Source organism: Bacillus sp. ISL-46 (assembly GCF_018613205.1).
This window is the reverse complement of record NZ_JAGGQR010000040.1, coordinates 13,268-34,163: the sequence shown is the minus strand read 5'-3', so window position 1 is coordinate 34,163 and position 20,896 is coordinate 13,268. Positions and strand designations below refer to the sequence as shown.

At 33.8% G+C, this 20,896-nt stretch carries 27 protein-coding genes; 26 read left to right on the top strand and 1 reads right to left on the bottom strand.

The window, feature by feature from the left end; translation table 11 throughout:
* The first annotated feature begins 12 nt into the window (after window positions 1-12).
* The 5 genes from ytfJ to J7E67_RS18945 all read left to right on the top strand — a co-directional run bounded on the left by ytfJ (window position 13) and on the right by J7E67_RS18945 (window position 4,926).
* Window positions 13-537, top strand: coding sequence for a GerW family sporulation protein (ytfJ, locus tag J7E67_RS18965; RefSeq protein ID WP_214732620.1), 525 nt, complete (start codon window positions 13-15; stop codon window positions 535-537).
* A gap of 192 nt (window positions 538-729) precedes the next feature.
* Entirely contained in the window at window positions 730-1,230 is a 501-nt protein-coding gene (gene tpx, locus J7E67_RS18960; protein ID WP_088089251.1) for a thiol peroxidase, read from the top strand.
* 109 nt (window positions 1,231-1,339) lie between these two features.
* Complete coding sequence (locus J7E67_RS18955; protein ID WP_214732619.1) at window positions 1,340-2,323, top strand: class I SAM-dependent methyltransferase; 984 nt, start codon at window positions 1,340-1,342, stop codon at window positions 2,321-2,323.
* Window positions 2,324-2,567: 244 nt separating this feature from the next.
* Window positions 2,568-3,761 (top strand): acetate kinase, encoded by a 1,194-nt coding sequence (locus tag J7E67_RS18950; RefSeq protein WP_214732618.1) that lies wholly within the window; start codon window positions 2,568-2,570, stop codon window positions 3,759-3,761.
* A gap of 130 nt (window positions 3,762-3,891) precedes the next feature.
* Entirely contained in the window at window positions 3,892-4,926 is a 1,035-nt protein-coding gene (locus tag J7E67_RS18945) for a tyrosine-type recombinase/integrase (protein ID WP_214732617.1), read from the top strand.
* 146 nt (window positions 4,927-5,072) lie between these two features.
* On the opposite strand, the gene J7E67_RS18940 is transcribed toward J7E67_RS18945, so the two are convergent.
* On the bottom strand, window positions 5,073-5,276 hold the full coding sequence (locus tag J7E67_RS18940; RefSeq protein ID WP_214732616.1) for a helix-turn-helix domain-containing protein: 204 nt from the start codon (window positions 5,274-5,276) through the stop codon (window positions 5,073-5,075).
* 241 nt (window positions 5,277-5,517) lie between these two features.
* Here J7E67_RS18940 and J7E67_RS18935 point away from each other — a divergent pair, with 241 nt between their 5' ends.
* The 21 genes from J7E67_RS18935 (at window position 5,518) to J7E67_RS18835 (ending at window position 20,894) form a co-directional block, all read left to right on the top strand.
* A complete protein-coding gene (locus J7E67_RS18935) occupies window positions 5,518-5,736 on the top strand; it encodes a hypothetical protein (RefSeq protein ID WP_214732615.1) in 219 nt (72 codons plus the stop codon).
* 184 nt (window positions 5,737-5,920) lie between these two features.
* Window positions 5,921-6,094: a hypothetical protein gene (locus J7E67_RS18930; protein WP_214732614.1), complete on the top strand. Its 174-nt coding sequence runs from the start codon at window positions 5,921-5,923 to the stop codon at window positions 6,092-6,094.
* A gap of 610 nt (window positions 6,095-6,704) precedes the next feature.
* The gene (locus J7E67_RS18925) at window positions 6,705-7,394 is read left to right on the top strand and encodes a helix-turn-helix domain-containing protein (protein WP_214732613.1); all 690 of its coding nucleotides are present in this window, start codon (window positions 6,705-6,707) and stop codon (window positions 7,392-7,394) included.
* Window positions 7,395-7,793: 399 nt separating this feature from the next.
* The gene (locus J7E67_RS18920) at window positions 7,794-10,622 is read left to right on the top strand and encodes a hypothetical protein (RefSeq protein ID WP_214732612.1); all 2,829 of its coding nucleotides are present in this window, start codon (window positions 7,794-7,796) and stop codon (window positions 10,620-10,622) included.
* 605 nt (window positions 10,623-11,227) lie between these two features.
* Window positions 11,228-11,782: an HNH endonuclease gene (locus J7E67_RS18915; RefSeq protein ID WP_214732611.1), complete on the top strand. Its 555-nt coding sequence runs from the start codon at window positions 11,228-11,230 to the stop codon at window positions 11,780-11,782.
* Window positions 11,783-11,901: 119 nt separating this feature from the next.
* Window positions 11,902-12,114 carry a hypothetical protein gene (locus tag J7E67_RS18910; RefSeq protein ID WP_214732610.1) on the top strand — a complete coding sequence of 71 codons (213 nt, stop codon included), beginning with the start codon at window positions 11,902-11,904 and terminating at the stop codon, window positions 12,112-12,114.
* A gap of 59 nt (window positions 12,115-12,173) precedes the next feature.
* Window positions 12,174-12,338, top strand: coding sequence for a hypothetical protein (locus J7E67_RS18905; protein WP_214732609.1), 165 nt, complete (start codon window positions 12,174-12,176; stop codon window positions 12,336-12,338).
* A gap of 78 nt (window positions 12,339-12,416) precedes the next feature.
* Window positions 12,417-12,623, top strand: a complete 207-nt coding sequence (locus tag J7E67_RS18900) for a YqaE/Pmp3 family membrane protein (RefSeq protein WP_214732608.1) — start codon at window positions 12,417-12,419, stop codon at window positions 12,621-12,623.
* A gap of 56 nt (window positions 12,624-12,679) precedes the next feature.
* Window positions 12,680-12,967 (top strand): HNH endonuclease, encoded by a 288-nt coding sequence (locus tag J7E67_RS18895; protein WP_214732607.1) that lies wholly within the window; start codon window positions 12,680-12,682, stop codon window positions 12,965-12,967.
* Between the two features lie 185 nt (window positions 12,968-13,152).
* Complete coding sequence (locus J7E67_RS18890; RefSeq protein ID WP_214732606.1) at window positions 13,153-13,506, top strand: P27 family phage terminase small subunit; 354 nt, start codon at window positions 13,153-13,155, stop codon at window positions 13,504-13,506.
* A 5-nt stretch (window positions 13,507-13,511) separates the two neighbouring features.
* The gene (locus J7E67_RS18885) at window positions 13,512-15,260 is read left to right on the top strand and encodes a terminase large subunit (RefSeq protein ID WP_214732605.1); all 1,749 of its coding nucleotides are present in this window, start codon (window positions 13,512-13,514) and stop codon (window positions 15,258-15,260) included.
* Between the two features lie 24 nt (window positions 15,261-15,284).
* Window positions 15,285-16,475, top strand: a complete 1,191-nt coding sequence (locus J7E67_RS18880; protein ID WP_214732604.1) for a phage portal protein — start codon at window positions 15,285-15,287, stop codon at window positions 16,473-16,475.
* Window positions 16,468-17,031 carry an HK97 family phage prohead protease gene (locus J7E67_RS18875; protein WP_214732603.1) on the top strand — a complete coding sequence of 188 codons (564 nt, stop codon included), beginning with the start codon at window positions 16,468-16,470 and terminating at the stop codon, window positions 17,029-17,031. Before J7E67_RS18880 ends, J7E67_RS18875 begins: the two co-directional genes overlap by 8 nt.
* The gene (locus tag J7E67_RS18870) at window positions 17,028-18,206 is read left to right on the top strand and encodes a phage major capsid protein (protein ID WP_214732602.1); all 1,179 of its coding nucleotides are present in this window, start codon (window positions 17,028-17,030) and stop codon (window positions 18,204-18,206) included. Before J7E67_RS18875 ends, J7E67_RS18870 begins: the two co-directional genes overlap by 4 nt.
* A gap of 46 nt (window positions 18,207-18,252) precedes the next feature.
* Entirely contained in the window at window positions 18,253-18,441 is a 189-nt protein-coding gene (locus tag J7E67_RS18865; RefSeq protein ID WP_214732601.1) for a hypothetical protein, read from the top strand.
* Window positions 18,442-18,450: 9 nt separating this feature from the next.
* Entirely contained in the window at window positions 18,451-18,882 is a 432-nt protein-coding gene (locus J7E67_RS31415; protein WP_251026864.1) for a hypothetical protein, read from the top strand.
* A complete protein-coding gene (locus tag J7E67_RS18855) occupies window positions 18,861-19,211 on the top strand; it encodes a phage head closure protein (RefSeq protein WP_251026863.1) in 351 nt (116 codons plus the stop codon). The genes J7E67_RS31415 and J7E67_RS18855 overlap by 22 nt, the downstream gene beginning before the upstream one ends.
* Window positions 19,198-19,644, top strand: coding sequence for an HK97-gp10 family putative phage morphogenesis protein (locus J7E67_RS18850; protein WP_214732600.1), 447 nt, complete (start codon window positions 19,198-19,200; stop codon window positions 19,642-19,644). The genes J7E67_RS18855 and J7E67_RS18850 overlap by 14 nt, the downstream gene beginning before the upstream one ends.
* Window positions 19,631-19,990 carry a DUF3168 domain-containing protein gene (locus J7E67_RS18845; protein ID WP_214732599.1) on the top strand — a complete coding sequence of 120 codons (360 nt, stop codon included), beginning with the start codon at window positions 19,631-19,633 and terminating at the stop codon, window positions 19,988-19,990. The genes J7E67_RS18850 and J7E67_RS18845 overlap by 14 nt, the downstream gene beginning before the upstream one ends.
* Window positions 19,991-19,998: 8 nt before the next feature.
* On the top strand, window positions 19,999-20,568 hold the full coding sequence (locus J7E67_RS18840; RefSeq protein WP_214732598.1) for a hypothetical protein: 570 nt from the start codon (window positions 19,999-20,001) through the stop codon (window positions 20,566-20,568).
* Window positions 20,568-20,894, top strand: a complete 327-nt coding sequence (locus J7E67_RS18835) for a hypothetical protein (RefSeq protein WP_214732597.1) — start codon at window positions 20,568-20,570, stop codon at window positions 20,892-20,894. Before J7E67_RS18840 ends, J7E67_RS18835 begins: the two co-directional genes overlap by 1 nt.
* Window positions 20,895-20,896 lie beyond the last annotated feature (2 nt).

Here is a 20,896-nt window from a genome sequence, read left to right as displayed (position 1 = left end):
GAGGAAACAGCCATGTCTGACCACCCAATTCAAGGTTTGATGACAACTGCAATGGAAAGTTTGAAAGAAATGATTGACGTTAATACGATTATAGGGGACCCAGTTGAGACCCCAGACGGCAGTGTTATTTTGACTGTATCGAAAGTAGGCTTTGGATTTGCTGCAGGTGGTAGTGAATTTAAGCTGGGAGGGTCTCAAGGTCAAGGACAAGGACAAGGACAAGGACAAGGACAAGGACAAGGACAAGGACAAGGAAAAGGTGAAGGACAGAGTCAAAGTCCATCCCATCCATTTGGGGGAGGGAGCGGGGGCGGTGTTTCAATCACGCCAATTGCTTTTTTAATTGTCAACTCTCATGGAGTTAAAATGCTTCATCTAGATGAAAGCACCCATTTATATGAGAAAATACTAGAACTTGCTCCATCAGCGATTGATAAAATTCAGCAAATGTTTTCAAAAAAAGATGAGGGCAAACAACAAAATGGATCACAAAGTTCTAAAAACGAGCATAAGCCAAAAGAAGATCTTGAATTATAGCATGAAAAGTTAATCTTCCAGAGGATTAGGAAGATTAACTTTTTTCATGCGCTAAACGGGCGCTAGCGATTTTCAATAAGTCTAAATAATTGCAAAATAGATATTGAAAAGATATATTTACACTGTACATATTTGAAGTGAAGTGGTTTACAACGATCGCTTGAACTTGGATACGACAAAGGAGGATGTATTATGGCAAATGTAACATTTAAAGGAAACCCAATTACTCTATTAGGCAATGAAGTAAAGGTAGGGGACAAAGCGCCTAACTTCACAGTCCTAGCGAATGACTTATCAGCAGTAACATTAGAGAATACAAAGGGTCAAGTGCGTTTAATTACTTCCGTCCCATCTTTGGATACGGGTGTGTGTGATGCAGAAACACGCCGGTTTAATGAAGAAGCAAACAGCTTAGGCAACGTGAAAATTTTAACTGTAAGCATGGACTTACCATTTGCACAAAAGCGCTGGTGTGCTGCAAGCGGAATAGAAAACGTTCAAACGTTATCTGATCACCGTGACCTTTCATTTGGAGAAGCATATGGGGTTGCTATCCAAGAATTAAGACTATTGGCTCGTGCTGTATTTGTTGTTGATTCAAATGATACAGTGACATATGTTGAGTATGTTAGTGAAGCAACAAACCACCCTAACTACGAAGCTGCAATTGAAGCTGCAAAGGCTGCAAAATAGTAAAGCAGAAGGCCTCGGTATTACGAGGCCTTTTTGTTTGGTTAAAACTTGTATAAAATAGCTATACTCGATTAAAATGGATAAGGAATTTAAAGAGGGAGGGGAAAAGATGAACGTTTCTCCAGTAGAACAACTTTTTACGTTATTTAATGAAACAGCACTTCTTTTACAGGAAGAACTTAATTGTACATATTTAGAGGCACTTGCAGAAACTGGCGAGAATTTATTTCATGGCTCTATCCTTCAGGCTGAGGTCAGCGAGCTAACAGAAAAAAGGATTAAGAAACAATATGAACAGATCAATTTAAACAAATTTTCAAACGAGGAACTTCGAAAGGCATATCAGCTTGTCATTTTAAAAGGGATGAAAGAAAGTGTTCAGCCTAACCATCAAATGACACCTGATACAGTGGGGATGCTTGTCGGTTATTTAGTAAATAGATTTATGAAACAGTCAACATTCCGCTTGCTTGACCCAGCAGTAGGAACCGGTAATTTGTTAACAACTGTATTAAATCACCTGCAAAAAAAAGTAGAATCTGTCGGTGTAGAGATTGATGACCTGTTAATTAAGCTTGCCTATGTAAATGCAAATTTACAAGAGCACCCTATTCAACTCTTCAATCAAGACAGCCTTGAGCCACTGCTTATCGACCCCGTAGATGCGGTCATCGGTGATTTACCAGTTGGATATTATCCGAATGATGTCAGAGCAGCGGAGTATCAAGTAAAGGCAGATGTGGGACATACCTATTCCCATCATTTATTCATTGAGCAAAGTGTCATGTATACAGCACCTGGTGGGTATTTATTCTTTATTATTCCTAATGGTTTATTTGAAAGTGAACAAGCCTCTCAACTAAGTGAATTCTTTAAAGAGCATGTCATTGTGCAAGGATTGTTACAATTACCTACGAGCATGTTTAATAATAAAAATACAGCTAAGAGTATCATCATCCTCCAAAAAAAGGGTTTAGGCGTACAACCGCCAAAGCAGGCATTACTTGTCGATTTGCCTAGTCTTTCGAATGCAGTAGAAATGGATAAAATACTATCTAAAATGGAAAAATGGTTCCAAGAGAACAAAGGATGAGCAGGGTTTAAACCCTGCTCATCCTTTGTTTCTGAGTGTTATAAATCTTTTAAAATTACCGAAATATGTGAATATATTAACATTTGTAATGTAAACGCTGCCGTGTGAATTATACCTTGAAATATAATATACACAATGATTAAATGAGGAAGGAAATAATCAAGAGCGGTTTGAGCAAAATAATGTTGTACTAACAAATATAACTCCAAACCAGTGTTGTTATATAAAAGGAGCGGTAACAAAAATGGCAAAAATTATTGCAATTAATGCAGGAAGCTCTTCCTTGAAGTTTCAATTGTTTGAAATGCCAAGCGAAGATGTTATTACAAAAGGATTAATTGAAAGAATCGGATTGAATGATTCGATTTTTAATATTACAGTAAATGGAGAGAAAATCCAAGAAATCAGTGATATTCCTGATCATGAAGTCGCGGTTAAAATGCTTTTGGATAAACTAACCACTTTAGGGATTATCAAATCACTTGATGAGATTGTCGGAATGGGACACCGAGTAGTCCATGGTGGTGAAACATTTAATGACTCAGTGCTTATCACAGATGAAGTATTAAAGAAAATTGATGAATTATCAGAACTTGCACCTTTGCATAACCCAGCAAATCTTACAGGAATTAAAGCTTTCATGAGTGTGCTTCCCAATGTTCCTGCGGTAGCTGTTTTTGATACGGCTTTCCACCAAACGATGCCAGAAAGTTCTTACCTGTATAGCCTGCCAATGGAGTATTACGAAAAGTATGGCATTCGTAAGTATGGCTTTCATGGAACATCACATAAATATGTTTCACAACGTGCTGCAGAGTTACTAGGTCGACCAGTTGAACAACTTCGCCTTATTTCGTGTCATTTAGGGAATGGAGCAAGTATTGCTGCGATTGAAGGCGGTATGTCGATTGATACATCTATGGGCTTCACACCACTTGCAGGGGTAACGATGGGAACTCGCTCAGGTAATATTGACCCTGCACTCATTCCTTATATTATGGAAAAAACAAATAAAACAGCGGATGAAGTCCTTGATGTTTTGAATAAAAAGAGTGGTATGCTCGCTATGTCAGGCTTCTCTAGTGATTTAAGAGATATTGAAATTGAAGCGAAAAAGGGTAATGACCGAGCTCAACTTGCTCTAGATGTATTTGCAAACCGTATCCATAAATACATTGGTTCCTATGCTTCAAGAATGAATGGTGTAGATGCAATTATTTTCACAGCTGGTATCGGTGAAAATAGTGATACGATTAGGGAGAAAATCTTAAGAGGCCTTGAATTTATGGGTGTTTATTGGGATCCTGCTTTGAACAAAGTAAGAGGCGAAGAAACATTTATCAACTATCCACACTCACCAGTTAAAGTATTAATTATACCGACTAATGAAGAAGTAATGATTGCTAGAGACGTATTAAAAATAGGTAATTTAGCTTGATATAACAGTGTTTGTAGGTTTGTAAATCAAGAAAAACATTACCTAATTGGTTCTCGACTAATCATTACTTAATTTTGAGTGAAACACGACTTTTTTCATGTTATTAAAACTGAGGAAGGTTGTGTTTTTTTTGTCCAATAATCCAATTTATAGAAAGACTAAAAAGTATACCAATCAATTAGCAACAAAAATTTTCACAATTGATGATGCTCGTAATATTGTTATGAAAATTAAACAACTTGAAGGATTATCTCCAAATTCAATTGCGAATTATGAAAAGTTGTTTAATGACTTTGACAGGTTTTTTGGAGAAAAAAAGGATGTTGCTTCATTAACCAGAGATGATGCTCGTGAGTTTATTTATTGGCAACTTAATGAGAAAATCCAATTCAAAAATCACAAATACCGTAAGAATAAGAAAAAAGGTATTTCTGTTAGCAGTGTGAACACATATATAGGTTACGGAAAAGCAGCATTTACAGCCCTAGTTAATGAGGAAATTGTTGAAGTTAATATATTTGAGGATACAAACCAGATAAAAGAAAAAGAAAAGAAAATTGAAACTTTAACTATTGATGAAATTAACAAACTTCTTCGTTCGCTAAACAAAGGTTGGTATTCTGAGTTCCGCATGTTTGTATTAATAAATTGTTTGTTAGATACTTTTGGAAGGATAACTGAAGTTTTATCAATAAGAAAAGATGACATAGACTTTGAAAAACATGCAATTACTTTTCAAAATACTAAGAGTGGAAAGGTGCGTATTGTACCTGTCACAAAGAAAACGATTAATTTTCTTGAAGAATTAATTGAGGAAACAGAGGATTTTGAAAGTGAGTATGTATTTCTCACACATCATGGAAAACCATTGACACAAGATACTGCAAGGAAGCATTTAAGGGATTTAGTTAAACGAATTGGACTTGGTAATAAAATTATTGGGTTTCATATCTTTCGTCATACTGCATCAGAAATGTTTTTACGTCAAAATGGATCAATGAGAGTCCTTCAAAAAATACTTGGTCACTCGGATATTTCCACAACTTCCATTTACGCTCATGTTTTAGATTCAACAATTCAACAACAACATCATCAATTCTCACCTTTGAATTTAATTGACGAAAAAGAGAAACGAAAAACGACTCGTAAGGGTAAATTGAAGTAACACCTTCTCAGACTTCATATACGTCAATATAATCCGTTTTAAGAAAAATAGGGGTATTATACCTTAGATGGTTTAAAACAATAGCATGGAACAAATAGAGTACTCAGAACACAAAAAAGAGCCTTCAGTTAATTGAGGCTCTTTTGTTATGCTTCTTCAATTTCAAATAAGTCTTCAACAGAAAGATCAAGTGCTTTTGCAATTGTAATTAAATTAGACATCATATGCTGCCGACTTCTATCAAACCTAGAAATAGTTCCTTGAGGTATGCCAGTCATTTGTGCCAGATGGATTTGTTTTAAACCTCTTTCTTCAAGTATCTTGTTTAATTTTGGGGTAGCTATGTACATTTCATCATCTCTCCTTAAAATTATGAATGCTCATTCATTTCTTGTATTCATAATACCATAGTTACTATTCACTAATCAATAGGAACATCAGGGGAACAATTTAGAAAAAAATTAAAAATTTTCCATATTTACTATTTACAAGTAAATATTTATTAGTGTATAGTAAAGGTACAGCAAGACAATCACAAGCATAACAAGCATAACAAGCAAAACAAACTAAATGGAAAAGGGAGAGGTTAAAATGAATCAAGTTTTCGGGAAAATGGTATTGGATGTTGCAGTAGATGTGGAAAGCCAAAATGAAAGCATGGGGTTATTAGAAGCAAACTACAATCTAAATCCTAATAGAATCATAGCTTACAAGTTGGTTGCAGTTGATTGTAAGGGGAAAGAACATATTATCCATGTAAATGATGCAGTTGGGGAATTTGAGTTGACTGAATTTGTTGAAGCAATATAAAAAGACCACTAAGTTTAACTTAGTGACCCTAATTGTAGTAGCTACCAACTACTAACAAATATTATACCATGAAATGCTCACATTGGGGCAGTGACTACCAATCACTGTCCTTTCCATCATTATACAATCATTATATGCTGTTGACCATAAGAATATGATAATTCTCTATAAAGGGGGAAGTAAAATGTTTGAAGTTTACCCAATGGACGAGAAAGGAAAAAAACGCTTGCAGTTTGGTGAATGGGCTAAGGTTTTAGTGGATATGCATTTAGAGAATCCGAAGCAGTATCCAAAGGATTTCATTCTTGAACAGTTGTTGAATAAATATGAGAATTTAGAATTTGATCTTGAAGATTAATTTGCCGGGGAGACTTGGCAGTATTTCCTTTTAATTAACATTTTTTTCAAAATTATCGTTGACGCTAGGATAATAGTCTGATATATTATACAATGAGTACCTTTATTTTTAAATGACAAAATGACTATCACCTTTTGGTATAGTCTGCTTTTTGACGCTGATATTAGTTTTTACTTGTTCTTTGACAATCAATCTATCAATTACCCCTGATAACAACATTATACAGGCGATTGAAATAGAAATCAATCCAATTTTTTAAAAAATAAAAATTGGAACGAAATAAAAATTAATTTAACAATGGTTCAAGAGGCAAATTTTAATAGAATAAAATTACAGTTTTATTCGATAATCACCTATTGAAATGAAAGTTTTAATTGAAGGGAGGTGTGGAAGATGGAATTTAACAAGAATATGCTGTTCTTTTGCTACGATTTCTCATTAAAAAACAAACTCAAGTCTAATGGTATCAAATTCATTACAACGGCTATATCGAACGATGAGAGACGTTTCTGGTTGTTCTGGAGGACTGAAGAAGTAAATGTAGTTATTCAACAGCACGTTAAACAGTAGGCAAAACAAATTAAACAATTACACAAAGGGGAAATTAGAAATGGCAAAGGATTTTAAGATTCAGGTTCCAACAGAAATAGTAAGAAGTAACAGTTTGTCTTCAGGAGAGTTTGTATTATTGCTCAAGCTTATAGATGCCTACTACGGGCAAACAACTAAATCATTAGAAATCTCAGTTGATTATAAGGCATTAATGTTTTATTCAGCAATAAAGGATCAAAGTACATTTAAAAAGCGTCTCGAAGGATTACATAAGCATGGATGGGTTGAAAATGAAATCGGTGATTTACCTCGTAAAGGTAACTTGAAAATAGTCTTAAACAAAGATGTAATTCCTCAACTTAGAGATACCAAAGGAGTTTTCACTCAACTACCATCAAATGTGATGAGTCGTAAGGTCATTGAAACTGTAGGTGATACAGGAGTGAGACTTCTATATTATTTCATGAGTTACATTAATTATAAAAATATCCAAAAACATAAATGTTATACATCGGTAGAAACAATTGCTGAACACTTAGGGATAACAGAAAAGACGGTTATCAAGCACAATAAGATTTTGGAGAAACTTAACTTTATTAAAATAGAAAAACATGAAACTGAAACAGATACTTACATAACTGCAAATGGTAAGGAAAAATATCTCTTTCAAAAGTTTAATAATCATTACTTTTTGAAGCTGGATAAGATAGGTGAATTTTGTAATAAATCAAACTCAATTACAGCCTAATTTTCCTACATGTAATTTATCGGAGATAATGAGAAAACTTTCGGAGATAAATTGACACTTTTTCGGAGATAATCGGAAAACTTTCGCAGATAAATTACATACTAATAAGACCTATTAAAGATACAAGTAATATACATAGAAAGATACAAGTAAGATACAGTATTACACCGTCAAGAAAAATCGTTTTGACGGATGTGAATAAACTTTTTCTTTCTCATTTGTTGTTATGTTCCTGTACGTTTAATTTCAACTTTTACATAATTTATTAATTTAATAGTTTCAAATTGTTATAGCTTATTTTTTTACATAATTTTTCGCCTATATCCGAATGATTTTCACATACTTAGTTTTTAATGTTCGTCTTATACAATTACACAACTAAAGGAGAATGATTTTACTATGACAAATTTATCAAATAGAGTATTAGTTTATTCAGTGAGTACGGATGCTTTCTTTAATGAAGAGGAAACTAAAATTTCACAAGTGTTAATGGATTTGCGTCTTGCTAAAACTGAATTGGAAAAAGTTAATGATAAAACTAAAAATACTAAAAAAATTACTGATACCTTTGCTAAGTTAGTAGAAATTTTCAATACTAATGAGGTTGAAGTGAATATTGCTGATATGCAAGACGTATTCGCTAAAATTGACAAGTTAGTTGAATCATTGGGTACTAAGTTAAAATTAGAAATTGGAAAGAAAATAATTAAATCAGATGCAAATAAACCTAAACAAGAACAGATTATTCCTCGTTCATTAAGACGTGATCATCTTATTACTTATAGTAAAATGAGGAATAAAGAAGTTAATAAAACTAACAATGTTGTAGCATTATTTGAAAGCAGCCTTACTAGAACGTTAAATTTAAGTAATACAGAAGTAAACGATGAAATTATTATTGTTAAAGCATACCATTACAATGTACTTGAAGATTTAATCCTAAATGGTTTCAAATATGGTGATGATAAGGAGTACGTATTCTTCTCTGCTAGTAGTGGACAAATGAAAAAGAAAAAATGTGTATTCATCAGAAAAGATAAGTGGGATAACCATAAAGGAACATTTTTATGCGGATTAACTTGGGACAGAATCAATGCTACTCAATTTAAGAAAGGTGGCAAAGTTGAATCAGGAATTAACATTAACAAGTTTTTGGCATATTTAAGCCTCCTAAACACCGCAACAACTAAAATGACTAACTTTGATATTAATCAAGTTGTAGTTGTTCCAGATTTAGAAATGAATGTTAAAGGTATGCTTCAATTTATTGACCATAAAACGTACATAATGGATAAACCTGAAATGAAAAGTGTCCCAATGAATGTATCAGATGGCGTGGGCATGTGCTTACCGAGTGTTAGCAAAAAGAGTTTCCAGATTCGTGCAAATTGGACGAAGGGGTTAATCGTACCATTCGATTACGTGGCGTTTGCTAAAAAAGAGGGTAAATACACTATTACTGATGTTTGGGGCGATACTCACCATATCATAAAAGATAACGTGAAAATTATCCTATCAGCCAGTCAAATGAAGACCTGGAAATACTATAAGAATATGGACGAATTAAGAACATTCTTCATAGATAACAAGTGTGAAGCTGGTAAGACAAATGAGGAAGTTGAGACAAAGGATATTCACCTAAATTACCAGTACCTTCAATCATTAACTAACATGGTAAAATCTGATTTAGTGAAAATTGCTGAAACAACAAATAACGATATTGAACAAATTGGGAGCAACCTAGACGTAATGTTACGCTCCATTGGTGCAACGAAGGAGAATGTTAAGAAAGACGCTTTACAATCTTCCATCTACATCTACAACAATTTACTCAATGATCCATACGTTAAGGAAATGATTAAGAGTAAAAAAGCAGCAATGGTTAAGGAAGGCAAAGCAGGTTCATTGAGAATAGAAGAAGGTAAACGCATGTTCATCATTCCTGACCTTTATGGATATTGCGAATTTCTATTCAAAGGGGATAAGAACCCTAAAGGACTACTTGGTGATGGTAAGGTATTCGGAAATAAAATTCCTTCTGGTAAGGTCAATGTAATGCGTTCACCAGCACTTTCAAGAGAGCATGGAGTGCGTGATAGTATTAAGAATGATACATTGGAAAAATGGTTCATTACTGGTGGATTGGTAATTTCTAATCATGACCTTATTGGCAGACTTCTACAAGCAGATTTTGACGGTGATCAGGTTAATGTGTGTTGGCACTCTCTGTTCGTAGAAAAATGTGAAGAAGCAATGCAAAATATATATCCACTGTATTACAATATGGCAACTGCGCCAATTCAAAAGATTGATGAAAAGTCCATCTACACCAGTTTGATTAGCAGTTTTGGTGGTTCAATCGGAATTATTTCAAACCAAATCACGAAAATCTGGAATTCAGCAGGAAAGTTTACTGAGGAGAAATTAAACGCAATCAAGTTACTCTGCATGTACAATAATTACATGATAGACGCATGTAAGACCAACTATTTGCCAAAGCCACCTACACACATCAAGAAAGCTATTAAGGAATTTACCAATGATAAGACACCGTACTTTTTCCAATTCGCCAAGGGTAAGAAAGCGACTGAGGTTGCTAATAAGTCATTGGTAAGCGTTAAAAGAGTAAATGGTGAAAAGGGTATCTACTTTGTAGTTAGCAAGAAAAAGCATACACCAGTGGTTAATATGCTAAGTGACATTATCACTAAAAAGAATATCTCCTTCAAATCAGTTGCAGATAAAATGGATTATAAAATGCTAATGAGCGTTAATAAGATTAAAAGTAAAGGTAAGTTAGTGGATGACATAATCAAGGAAACTTACGATACTATTAACAAAAGTAAAAAGTGGATGCTTGATAAGGAATCTGACGATTACAAGGAAAATAAATACACTTACATTGCAAAAGTGATCAAGGATGAAATCATGGAAATGGTTCATTACGTGGATGAAAAAGTCACTGATGGTTACGTGGCTAATGTATTGGTTGAATACTTATACAAAACTAAGGACGCAAGCAATAAGAAAACTCTTTGGGAATCATTTGGTGATATTCTATTCGCAAACTTGAAGTTTAATTTGGAAGGATTGAGGGATTGTGGATGTTGTGGTGATGAATTTAAGCCTGACTCACACAAAGATAAGTATTGTTCAGAGGATTGCAAGACTAAAATGAACAGTCGACTTACCAATAACAATTCGAAAAAGGCAAGAAGTAAAAAATAATTTGATTGAGGAACTACTAGAGTGCTAGAAACATTGATTTGACGGTCTTTCTATCACTCTAGTAAATATCCTATATAGGGAAGGGAAAACTAACGGCACAAAAGAGAGTTAGTACCTTCTCTTATTCTTTTTTTTATCTAAAAATGAACATAGTTATCTCTTAATTATATTATAACACTGTTATTTTTAGGAAGCAAGGATTATTTTAAATTTATTTTTCAAGGGGGAGGGGAGTGAACTGAATAAGGATGATGAAACCAAAGTAGAGTTGAAGAAACCAAGAAAGAAGTATGTTAAATGGAAAGTGGATCAATACGGTGTTGTGTCTTGTGTCGAATGGGTTATAGAAAAGTAATGAATACATAATTTTGTTTATTTTAAAATTACATAAATTTAACCAAGTATATCATATTACATAAAAACATAATCTGTCAATTATTAAGTTAAATTTGAATTGATTAATTGAAATTAATCGAAGAATCAATTGAGTTTTAACCCTACTTGTCTTGAACAAATAGGCTAGGATACCAGTTTCTCCTCTCAATGAAGATGGATGCCTTTTAGGTGTCCTTTTTCATTATCTAAATAATTTAGGGGGAAAAGAAATGCAAACATTAGATAGAGACGATACAATTTTAGTTGATGGGAAAGAATTATATCCGATTCCAGAGTTTAGTAATTATTTTTGTGATTTAGATGAGGGTAGAATTTTTAGCACAAGAACGGAAAAATGGTTAAGTACAACTCCTAATAGGAATGGTTATGTTTATGTTAGCCTAACTAATGACTATGGAGAAAATAAACCGCTGGGAATCCATACTGCTATTGTTTCGGCACAATTAGGAATACCATCTAGTGTGTGGAAAAATTCAAGTCGTAATATTACTGTTGATCACATAGATAATTGCAAATGGAATAATTCCGCAGAAAATTTGATGTTAGTTCCTTTTCAGCAACAATTTAAAAATCCAATCACAAAGGAAAAGTTAAAACAAAGGAATAAAACTAGAATGACTCAAGCTGAAAAAGGCACCTTACTTGCAGCGTGGGAATCATTAGAGAATCCTAAAAGAAATGAATTTGTAAATGAGTGGCATGAAAAGCTAGGATTTAGTCATCGGACAGTGGATAATTTTGTTAAGGAAAATTTGTTGAATTAAGTATACATAATTTGGTTATTCTGTCTAATTTGTGAAAAGTTTGATTAATGCATAATGAAACAAAGGGATTTTCTCCCATCTTGTCGAAATATAGGACGGATGGGAGGTGATAGTAAAGTATGGAAGATGTCTTAGTTTATAGTACAGAACGAAAATTAGTTGTAGTTAAAGGGCAAAAATTCCTGTGCGATATTATTTTCATGGGTAAAGATGTGGCATTATGTTTAGGTGAAAACATGGAGACAGGAGAACGGACAGATTGGATCACAATTAAAGATACCGCTAATCCTGCCTTTAGATTCGGAGATTACATTAGAGACAATGTTTTATAGTGAATGCTGCTGAGCAAGTCCTTCGGGATTTGCTTTTTTATTTTGGAAGGAGATAGTAAATGATTACTCTATTATTTGGATTTGTATTATTAATAATTGGTTTAACTATTGTAGCTGTCGTTTTAGATAAGATTGAAAAACAATTCAAAATACAACTTGATCAAATTAAGAAAGAAAACAGAGAATTAAAACGAAGAGTATTTGATTTGGAACTGAGAAAATAAAATCATGAAACTAAAAGGTATACTAATCCGTAATAAAGAATATTAAGTTAGTACAAATATTCTAGGGAGATGTTAATTATGTTATATCTATTGGCTATTGTGTTTCCACCTGTTGCTGTATTGATGGTAGGTAAACCGATTCAAGCACTTATTAATTTGGTGCTATGTTTATTCTTTTATGTGCCAGGGATTATTCATGCATTGTTTGTGGTCAACGAAAAGAAAGCAGATAGACGAATGAAGAAACAGGCAGAGCTTATAGCTAAAGCAAATAGGAATCATTAAGACATCCAGTATATGGGTGTCTTTTTATTTTGGTTAGAATGGTTCGGTGATAAGTAATGAATAACTTTTATAAAACAACTAAGTGGATAAAGAAGAGGGCTAATGTATTAAGGCGAGATGAGTATCTATGTCGTGAGTGTAAGCGGTATGGGAAGCAAACACCAGCAACAACAGTACATCATATCTTTCCATTAGAACATTATCCTCAGTATAAACTAAAGACTGCAAACTTATATAGTTGCTGTGCTGTATGTCACAACTCATTCCATGATAGGGGTTCACATGAGCTAACAGATAAGGGTATGAAACTATTAGAAAGAATGAAGAGTCAGATAGAAGAATAAATTTTATTTTTAAAAATATTTATTTTATTTTTTTTAAATTATTTTTTATTTTATTTTTTAAAATTATTTTTTTAAAAACCCCCACAAAATTATTTTTATTTTTCAGAGGTCAGGAGACCGATGGGGGGAACTTTTTCCCTCCACGGCAGTAAATCTACAAAACTTTTTTGAAAGGAGCAAATGGCATGGCAAAACCAACAACAAACAAAGAGACAATAAAGAAAAATACGATTCGTGACATGAAAAGTTTGGGTGTTTATAAGCCTGAATACAACCCATTGATAAATGTATATGCAGATTTGATGTCACAATATTTAAGAGCGAACAGAGAATTTGAAGAAAGTGGATTCCAATACGAAACAGAGACTGCTGCTGGTGGTACTAAAAAGTCAGCCATCGTTGCTACCTTAGAAAATTTGCGTAAAGATTTACTGGCGTATTCGGATAGACTTTGTATCAACCCTAAATCAAATAATATTGATCCACCTAAGCCACAAGAACAATCAATATTAAATCAATTCTTATCTCAACAGAAATAAGTTAGATGGATATTTCACATATTGATTCACTAAATTTCAAAGTGGCTTTGGAGTATGCAGAATCAATTGTATCTGGTAAGAAAATAGCTTGCGTAGAAAACATACAAGCTGCTCAAAGGTTTCTAAATGATTTAAAACGTGATGACTTAGACTTTAGACAAGAACAATTTGACTTTGCTATTGGATTAATAGAAGGAACTATCGCACATCAACAGGGTGAAAGTTTGGAAGGTATACCTTTAATGGGAACACCATTGTTACTTCAACCTTGGCAAAAATTTGTTGTTGTTAATTTACTTGGATTCTTTAAAAAAGATACATTATTAAGAAGAACGAACGAATGTCTACTGATGGTTCCTAGGAAACAGGGCAAAACAGCTTTTGCTTCAGCATTAGGTTGGGCACTATCTATTCTTGAAAGAAAAAGTGGTTCCAAACTTTATATACTTGCAAATAGTTTAAAACAAACTATGGAATCTTTTGGTTTTTTACAATACAACGTAAGTCGGTTGAACGATAAAACAATTCGAATAAGAGATAACAATCAGGAACATTCAATCACAATGAAGTTAGGTGATGAAGGTTCTATTTTTATTCAAGCATTAGCTTCAGATGAGGGTAGGTTGGATTCATTGAACTCAAATTTACTCATTTTGGACGAAGTACATACTTGGAAATCCTCGAAAAAGTATACTTTGATGAAGAATTCCCAAAAGGCATATCGTAACAAATTGCTTATTGCTATTTCTACTGCAGGTGATATACCTACTGGATTTTTAGCAAACCGTTTGAAGTATTGTCAAAAAGTATTGAACGGAACTATTGTCGATGATGAATATTTTATCTTTATTTGTAAAGCTGATCAAAACGAAAAAGGTGAAGTTCCAAACTATACTGACCCTAAAATTCTAGAAATGGCAAACCCTTCTGTAGGTGTTTCAGTTTCATTAGATGATTTGATTCGTGATGCTGAATTAGCAATGAACGACCCTCAAACAAGAGGAGAATTTTTAAATAAGACATTAAATATTTTCACAAACTCGTTAAAAGCATACTTCGATATTAATGAATTCAAATATTCAAACGCTCAATATAGTTGGACATTAGATGAACTAGCTAAACTTCCTATCAAATGGTATGGGGGCTGCGATTTATCAAAGTTGCACGATTTAAGTGCAGCTTCATTATATGGACGTTACACGATGAAAGACGGTAAAGAAGTGGATATTGCTATCAGTCATGCATTTTTTCCAATTGTGAGAGCAACCGAAAAAGCGGAGTCTGATGGAATCCCTTTATTCGGGTGGGCTGACGATGGAGTTCTGACGATGAGTAATTCAGTTACTGTCCATTATGATGATATTGTTAACTGGTTTATAGGAATGAAGAAAAAAGGATTCAATATTAAGATGGTTGGTTTTGATAAGAAATTCGGACGTGAGTTTTTCTTAAAGATGAAACAATCAGGTTTTAAAATTGTTGATGCACCACAGTATTTTTATCGTAAGTCAGAAGGTTTTAGACGAATTGAAGTAAAGGCAAAAAACCAAGAACTGTATTACGTGAATAATCAAGCATTTGAATATTGTGTTCAAAATGTTAAAGCTATTGAAAAGACAGACGATATGATTGAATTCTCAAAAGTGATGGATAACCAACGTATCGACTTATTTGATGCTTCAGTATTTGCATGTTGTCAGATGCTTGAAGATATGGCAACCAGTGCGACTGTCGGTAAATGGTTGAATAGTTAAACGTATCTGGAAGGTGGTGAAAAAATGAACTTATTTGGAAGGAAAAAGCAACAACGGTCAATTGATTCAGCAGTTCAAGCATTAGCAAGTGTGGAATTTTATGATATGGTGGCAAATGGTTACGTCAAACTTTCAGATAATCCAGAAGTTAAAATTGCTGTTGATAAAATTGCAGACTTAGTTTCGAACATGACAATTCATCTCATGGAGAATACAGACAAAGGTGATAAGCGAGTAAGGAATGAGTTAGCACGAAAACTTGATATAAACCCTTATAAATATATGACTCGTAAATCATGGCTATATAAAATAGTTTCAGATTTACTTTTGTATGGAGATGGTAATTCAGTTGTTCACATTGGTATAGATAAAAAGACTACATTAATTAGTGAGTTAACACCTTTGCAAATGGCAGGAGTTACCTATAAAGATGATAAAGATGGATACCTTATTGAGCATAACAATACCATTTACAAACCTGAAGAAGTCATACATTTTGTAATCAATCCTGACCCTAACTATCCATACAAAGGTACAGGTTATCGAATTGCATTGAGGGAAATAACCAAGAACTTACAACAAGCTACGAAGACGAAAAACAGTTTCATGAGTGGTAAGTACATGCCAAACATTATTGTCAAAGTAGATTCAAACAGTGAGGAACTGACTTCCGTTGAAGGTAGGGAATCCGTAAGGGATAAATACTTAAAATCGACAAATGCAGGAGAACCTTGGATTATTCCAGCAGAACTATTGGAAGTGCAACAAGTTAAACCTCTTTCTTTAACAGATATTGCGATTAATGAATCAGTTGAATTGGATAAGAAAACAGTGGCTGGACTCATAGGAGTACCTGCTTTTTTTATGGGTGTTGGGACATTTAACAAGGAAGAATATAACAACTTTGTCAATACACGAATCATGTCTATTGCACAGGTTATCGCACAAACGTTGACTAGAGATTTATTACACAGTTCTGATTGGTATTTCAAGTTAAATCCGAGAAGTTTGTATTCTTACAACTTAACTGAATTAGTGACTGCTGGTGGTTCGATGGTTCAAATGAATGCTATGCGAAGAAATGAATTAAGGGACTGGGTTGGATTAGACCCAGATGATGAAATGGAAAAACTAATTGTCTTGGAAAACTACATTCCTGCTGATCAATTAGGTGATCAAGAAAAGTTGAAGGGGGGTGAAAAAACTGATGAATAAACGTACCTCTTTTTTAGAAAGCCAATTCAGAGCAGAAGAACAAGAAGATAAGTTATTCCTTGAAGGCTACTTTATTCGGTACAACGAAGAAACTGAACTTTATGCTGGTGTGTTTGAAGAAGTAGCACCAACTGCGGTTCTTAAAAGTTTAGAGAAAAATGATATTCGTTGCTTGTTCAATCATGATACAGGTGTCGTTCTTGGTAGAGCAGGAAACAAAACTCTAGAATTGAAATCTGACGAAAAAGGACTTTATGGAAAAGTAGAAATTAATCGTAATGATCCTGAAGCAATGGCAATTTATGCACGTATTCAACGTGGAGACATTAACGCATGTAGTTTCGGCTTTTATCCTGTTAAGGAAGATTATGAAATACGAAACGATGGTTCAACAAAATTTATTATACGTGAAGCAGATTTATTCGAGGTATCAGCAGTAACTTTCCCTGCTTATCCACAAACGGAAATTTCAGCAAGACAAAATGATATTGAAGCAATCAAGCTAGAAAAATTAAACACTAGGAAAAAGAAACTGAAGGAGATGTTAAATAAATGAGTAATCCAGTAATTGTGGCTGCTAAATTAAAACTTAAACGTAGCGCATTAGAAGCAAATGTATCTGAAATTAAAGAAGCACAAGAACGCTCAGATGCTCTTATTAGAGCGATTGGTGATGAAACCACTGAGGAAGAAGTAGCAACAGTTGAAAAGTCAGTAGAGGATATTCAAGCGGAATTAACTGCCAAAGAAGAAGAGAAAACAAATTTAGAAAAAGAAATTGCTGACTTAGAAGCAGAACTTGAAGCATCAAACCAAAAAGACCCAAATAAAACTAATGATCCTGAAGGAGGACAACGTAAAATGAAAAAAGTAAATGAAGAAGTTAGAGATGGTATTAAGGCATATATTCGCTCAAAAGGACAAGAACGTGCAGGATTCACTTCTGTTGATGGTGGAGCATTAATCCCTGAGGAAATGTTACAACCACAAGAAGCACCAGTAGATGTGCTTGATTTAGCTAAATTAGTAAATGTAGTTCCAGTAACTAGTGGAGCAGGTAAATATCCAGTAATCAAAAAGTCAGGTAACAAAATGGTATCTGTTGCTGAACTAGCGGCTAATCCAGAACTAGCTAAACCAGTAATCACAGAAGTACCTTACGACATCGAAACATTCCGTGGATATATCCCAGTGTCACAAGAAGCTATTGATGATGCTGATTATGATGTAACAGGAATGATTGCTTCTGAAATTGCAGACCAAGATTTGAATACTAAAAACTTTGCTATTGCTTCCGTATTAAAAACTGCAACTGCTAAAGCTGTAACTGGTTTAGATGGAATTAAAGCTGTATTTAATAAAGACATCAAGAAAGTATACAACGTAAAAGCAATTCTATCTTCTTCTTTATTCAACGCTTTAGATACACTTAAAGATGCTGATGGACGTTACATTTTACAAACAGATGTCACTGTTGAATCGGGTAAGAAATTATTTGGTAAAGAAGTAGTTGTGCTTGATGATGAAGTGATTGGAACACTTGCTGGTGACTTAAAAGGATTTATCGGTGATCCAAAAGCGGCTGTTACTTTGTTTGACCGTAAAAGTGCATCAGTTAAATGGGTTGATAATGACGTATATGGTCAGCTTCTTGCTTCTTTCGTTCGTTTCGATGTTGAGAAAACAGATTCTGAAGCTGGATTCTATATTACATACACAGCAGCAGTTTAATAGTTAAAAATAATTATACAAATGTAATAGTTTTGGAGGTTAAGTGATGAAAGTCAAAGTACTTATAAACTTTGTTGATTTAGTTGAAAGTAAAATCCAAAACGAAGAGGTATTTAGAGCGGTGGGCGATGAGTTCACCGTTTCTAAAGATCGTTTCGATGAGATTAAAAAAGCAGGAGCTTATATTGAAGAAATTAAAACAAAGGAAATTAAGGCAAAGTCAGGAAAAAAGTAGGTGCATGAAATGGAAACTGAAGTATTACAGTTAGTTAAGGCTCGTTTGGGTATCTCATCAACTGTAAGAGATTTATATCTGTTGGCAATTATTGAAGGTGTCTTAACAGAATTATCAGAGGAACAAGGCTTGGTGCTTGATGAGTTTAATTCATACCATCTAATGTTCGTTGCAGATTTCTCAACATGGAGATACCAAAACAGGGATAGTGAAGGTTCAATGCCAAGACATTTACAATTCAGATTGCATAATTTAATTATTCATGTTGGTTCTGCTAATGTTCGTGTCAATACAATTGTAAATGTAGATGTATTACCTTTAACTCCTGACCAGTATACGGTATATATCCTTAGTACAGATGGAAGTTATCAGATGTATATTAATTCTCTATGGACTGTAGTAGAACTGGTTAGCGGTCAATGGAGAGTGGTTACATCATGACATTTGATTATGAATTAATATTAATTAAACTAACATATTCCGAAAATGACATGGGTGATTCAATTAGTACAGAAGAACGTTCTAATATATTATGTGATGTTTTATCGGTTACACGTTCGGAACATTATGCTGCAGCTAGTCATGGGATGAAACCTGAAATTGTATTTGTTGTGAATCAGTATGATTATGAGAAACAGAGTATGGTTGAATTCGAAGGAACTAAATACAGTGTGATTCGTTATTTTAAACCAAAGAAATCTAAAGGTATTGATGATTTTGAAACCATAGAATTGATTTGTGAAGGAGTTGGCAATCATGCCAATGCCTAAAGCAGTAACTAAGGTTTCACGTAACGGTGTTGAATTCACTTCTAGTGTAGATAAAACAAAATATACAATTGCAGAGTTAACAAGGGCTGCATTAAGGGACACTGCTAAATTAATCAGAAGAAGGATACTGGATAAAGCACGTAAGATGCGAGGTATGAAAAAAGGTAAACGTATTCCTAACGCATTCCAATTTTGGTTGAGAAAAAATGAAGGCGATTTACAAATCGGTGTAAAACATGATACTTGGTATGGTGCTGACCAAGAGTTAGGAACAAATAATCAACCAGCAAGACATCTAATAAGAGATACAGTTTATGAAAATATTGATCAAATTCGTATTATTCAAGGTCAGTATTTATCAGCAGTTGAAGATGAAAACAGAGCAAGAGGGCTAATTGACGAAGAGGAGGCGATAGGTGATGAAGACAATTAGACAAGCGATTAAATCTGAACTAACATCTATTCATCCTCGTGTGTATTTCCTCAAGGCACCTGATAATGCTCAATTTCCTTATTTAGTTTATACAATCCAAATAACTGATATAGGTGATGATTTAAAATTAGTCACTTTAGATGTAGATGGTTGGGATAATAAAGAAGATACAACTGAACTAGAGGATTTAATGGTAAATGTTAAAAAAGGTTTAAATAGAAAGATTATCCTCAACGACAATTTGTTTATGTCAATTTATTTAGATAGACAGTTAGTTGTACCAGATGATAATCCTCTATTAAGCAGAAGGACAAATATATTTTTAGGAAGACTATACGAAAGGTAGTGAGTTGAATGGCAGTAAAAACTAACGGATTAACATCAAACACCCCACTTAATTATTTAATGGATGCAGGGGCTATTTACAAAAACTTAGTATATACAGAAGCAACTGGTGATTTTACAGGAACTTTATTAGGAGCAACTAGTGGCGGTAATGAATTTGCATTGGCTCAAGAAATCAGACACATTGAGGTAGATGGATTAAAAGGTCAACTTAAAGGGAACTCGGTTATTGATTCAGAGATTCCTAGCTTAACAGTTAACTTAAAAGAAGTAACAGCACAAAATCTTGCTCTTGCAATTGCTGGTTCAACTACAACTTCAGATACAAATTATGACATTATCACATCTAAAGGAAAAATCGAATTAACTGATTACCTTGATAACATTGCATTTGTTGGACGATTATCAGCTAATGCTAAACCTATTGTTATTGTGATTGACAATGCAATTTCATTGGAAGGTCTTACAATTTCAGCATCAGATAAAGATGAAGCAGTTATTCCAGTTGTATTTACTGGACATGAAGAAGAAGTAGGGGTAGCACCTTACCGTATCTATTTTCCTAAGGTGGTTGCATAATGCGTGATTTAAAATTTACTGACGTTTTTGCAGTTATTCGTATTATCAAGAAAGCTGAGATTAGCGCTCAAGCCCGTTCTATTTTTTCTAGTGTTGATGAGAATACAACTGAAAAAGAAATTGGAGCAAAGTTTTTATTCTCTTGTTTGGAAAATTTAGGTCAGGCACAAGCTGAGATTACAGAATTTCTTGCTAGTTTAAAAGGTGTGGAAAAATCACAAATTGAGAATTTAAATCTTGAAGAAACAACAGAAATGATCATGGAATTTATAAACCATAAAGGGATGAAAAGTTTTTTATCCAGTGTCTCCCACTTGATGAAGTAGAC

Bases quoted from the DNA above. Each gene is read 5' to 3' on its own strand.
- ytfJ (WP_214732620.1), top strand. From the start codon at position 13: ATGTCTGACCACCCAATTCAAGGTTTGATGACAACTGCAATGGAAAGT.
- tpx (WP_088089251.1), top strand. From the start codon at position 730: ATGGCAAATGTAACATTTAAAGGAAACCCAATTACTCTATTAGGCAAT.
- J7E67_RS18955 (WP_214732619.1), top strand. From the start codon at position 1,340: ATGAACGTTTCTCCAGTAGAACAACTTTTTACGTTATTTAATGAAACA.
- J7E67_RS18950 (WP_214732618.1), top strand. From the start codon at position 2,568: ATGGCAAAAATTATTGCAATTAATGCAGGAAGCTCTTCCTTGAAGTTT.
- J7E67_RS18940 (WP_214732616.1), bottom strand. From the start codon at position 5,276: ATGTACATAGCTACCCCAAAATTAAACAAGATACTTGAAGAAAGAGGT.
- J7E67_RS18935 (WP_214732615.1), top strand. From the start codon at position 5,518: ATGAATCAAGTTTTCGGGAAAATGGTATTGGATGTTGCAGTAGATGTG.
- J7E67_RS18930 (WP_214732614.1), top strand. From the start codon at position 5,921: ATGTTTGAAGTTTACCCAATGGACGAGAAAGGAAAAAAACGCTTGCAG.
- J7E67_RS18925 (WP_214732613.1), top strand. From the start codon at position 6,705: ATGGCAAAGGATTTTAAGATTCAGGTTCCAACAGAAATAGTAAGAAGT.
- J7E67_RS18920 (WP_214732612.1), top strand. From the start codon at position 7,794: ATGACAAATTTATCAAATAGAGTATTAGTTTATTCAGTGAGTACGGAT.
- J7E67_RS18915 (WP_214732611.1), top strand. From the start codon at position 11,228: ATGCAAACATTAGATAGAGACGATACAATTTTAGTTGATGGGAAAGAA.
- J7E67_RS18910 (WP_214732610.1), top strand. From the start codon at position 11,902: ATGGAAGATGTCTTAGTTTATAGTACAGAACGAAAATTAGTTGTAGTT.
- J7E67_RS18905 (WP_214732609.1), top strand. From the start codon at position 12,174: ATGATTACTCTATTATTTGGATTTGTATTATTAATAATTGGTTTAACT.
- J7E67_RS18900 (WP_214732608.1), top strand. From the start codon at position 12,417: ATGTTATATCTATTGGCTATTGTGTTTCCACCTGTTGCTGTATTGATG.
- J7E67_RS18895 (WP_214732607.1), top strand. From the start codon at position 12,680: ATGAATAACTTTTATAAAACAACTAAGTGGATAAAGAAGAGGGCTAAT.
- J7E67_RS18890 (WP_214732606.1), top strand. From the start codon at position 13,153: ATGGCAAAACCAACAACAAACAAAGAGACAATAAAGAAAAATACGATT.
- J7E67_RS18885 (WP_214732605.1), top strand. From the start codon at position 13,512: ATGGATATTTCACATATTGATTCACTAAATTTCAAAGTGGCTTTGGAG.
- J7E67_RS18880 (WP_214732604.1), top strand. From the start codon at position 15,285: ATGAACTTATTTGGAAGGAAAAAGCAACAACGGTCAATTGATTCAGCA.
- J7E67_RS18875 (WP_214732603.1), top strand. From the start codon at position 16,468: ATGAATAAACGTACCTCTTTTTTAGAAAGCCAATTCAGAGCAGAAGAA.
- J7E67_RS18870 (WP_214732602.1), top strand. From the start codon at position 17,028: ATGAGTAATCCAGTAATTGTGGCTGCTAAATTAAAACTTAAACGTAGC.
- J7E67_RS18865 (WP_214732601.1), top strand. From the start codon at position 18,253: ATGAAAGTCAAAGTACTTATAAACTTTGTTGATTTAGTTGAAAGTAAA.
- J7E67_RS31415 (WP_251026864.1), top strand. From the start codon at position 18,451: ATGGAAACTGAAGTATTACAGTTAGTTAAGGCTCGTTTGGGTATCTCA.
- J7E67_RS18855 (WP_251026863.1), top strand. From the start codon at position 18,861: ATGGAGAGTGGTTACATCATGACATTTGATTATGAATTAATATTAATT.
- J7E67_RS18850 (WP_214732600.1), top strand. From the start codon at position 19,198: ATGCCAATGCCTAAAGCAGTAACTAAGGTTTCACGTAACGGTGTTGAA.
- J7E67_RS18845 (WP_214732599.1), top strand. From the start codon at position 19,631: ATGAAGACAATTAGACAAGCGATTAAATCTGAACTAACATCTATTCAT.
- J7E67_RS18840 (WP_214732598.1), top strand. From the start codon at position 19,999: ATGGCAGTAAAAACTAACGGATTAACATCAAACACCCCACTTAATTAT.
- J7E67_RS18835 (WP_214732597.1), top strand. From the start codon at position 20,568: ATGCGTGATTTAAAATTTACTGACGTTTTTGCAGTTATTCGTATTATC.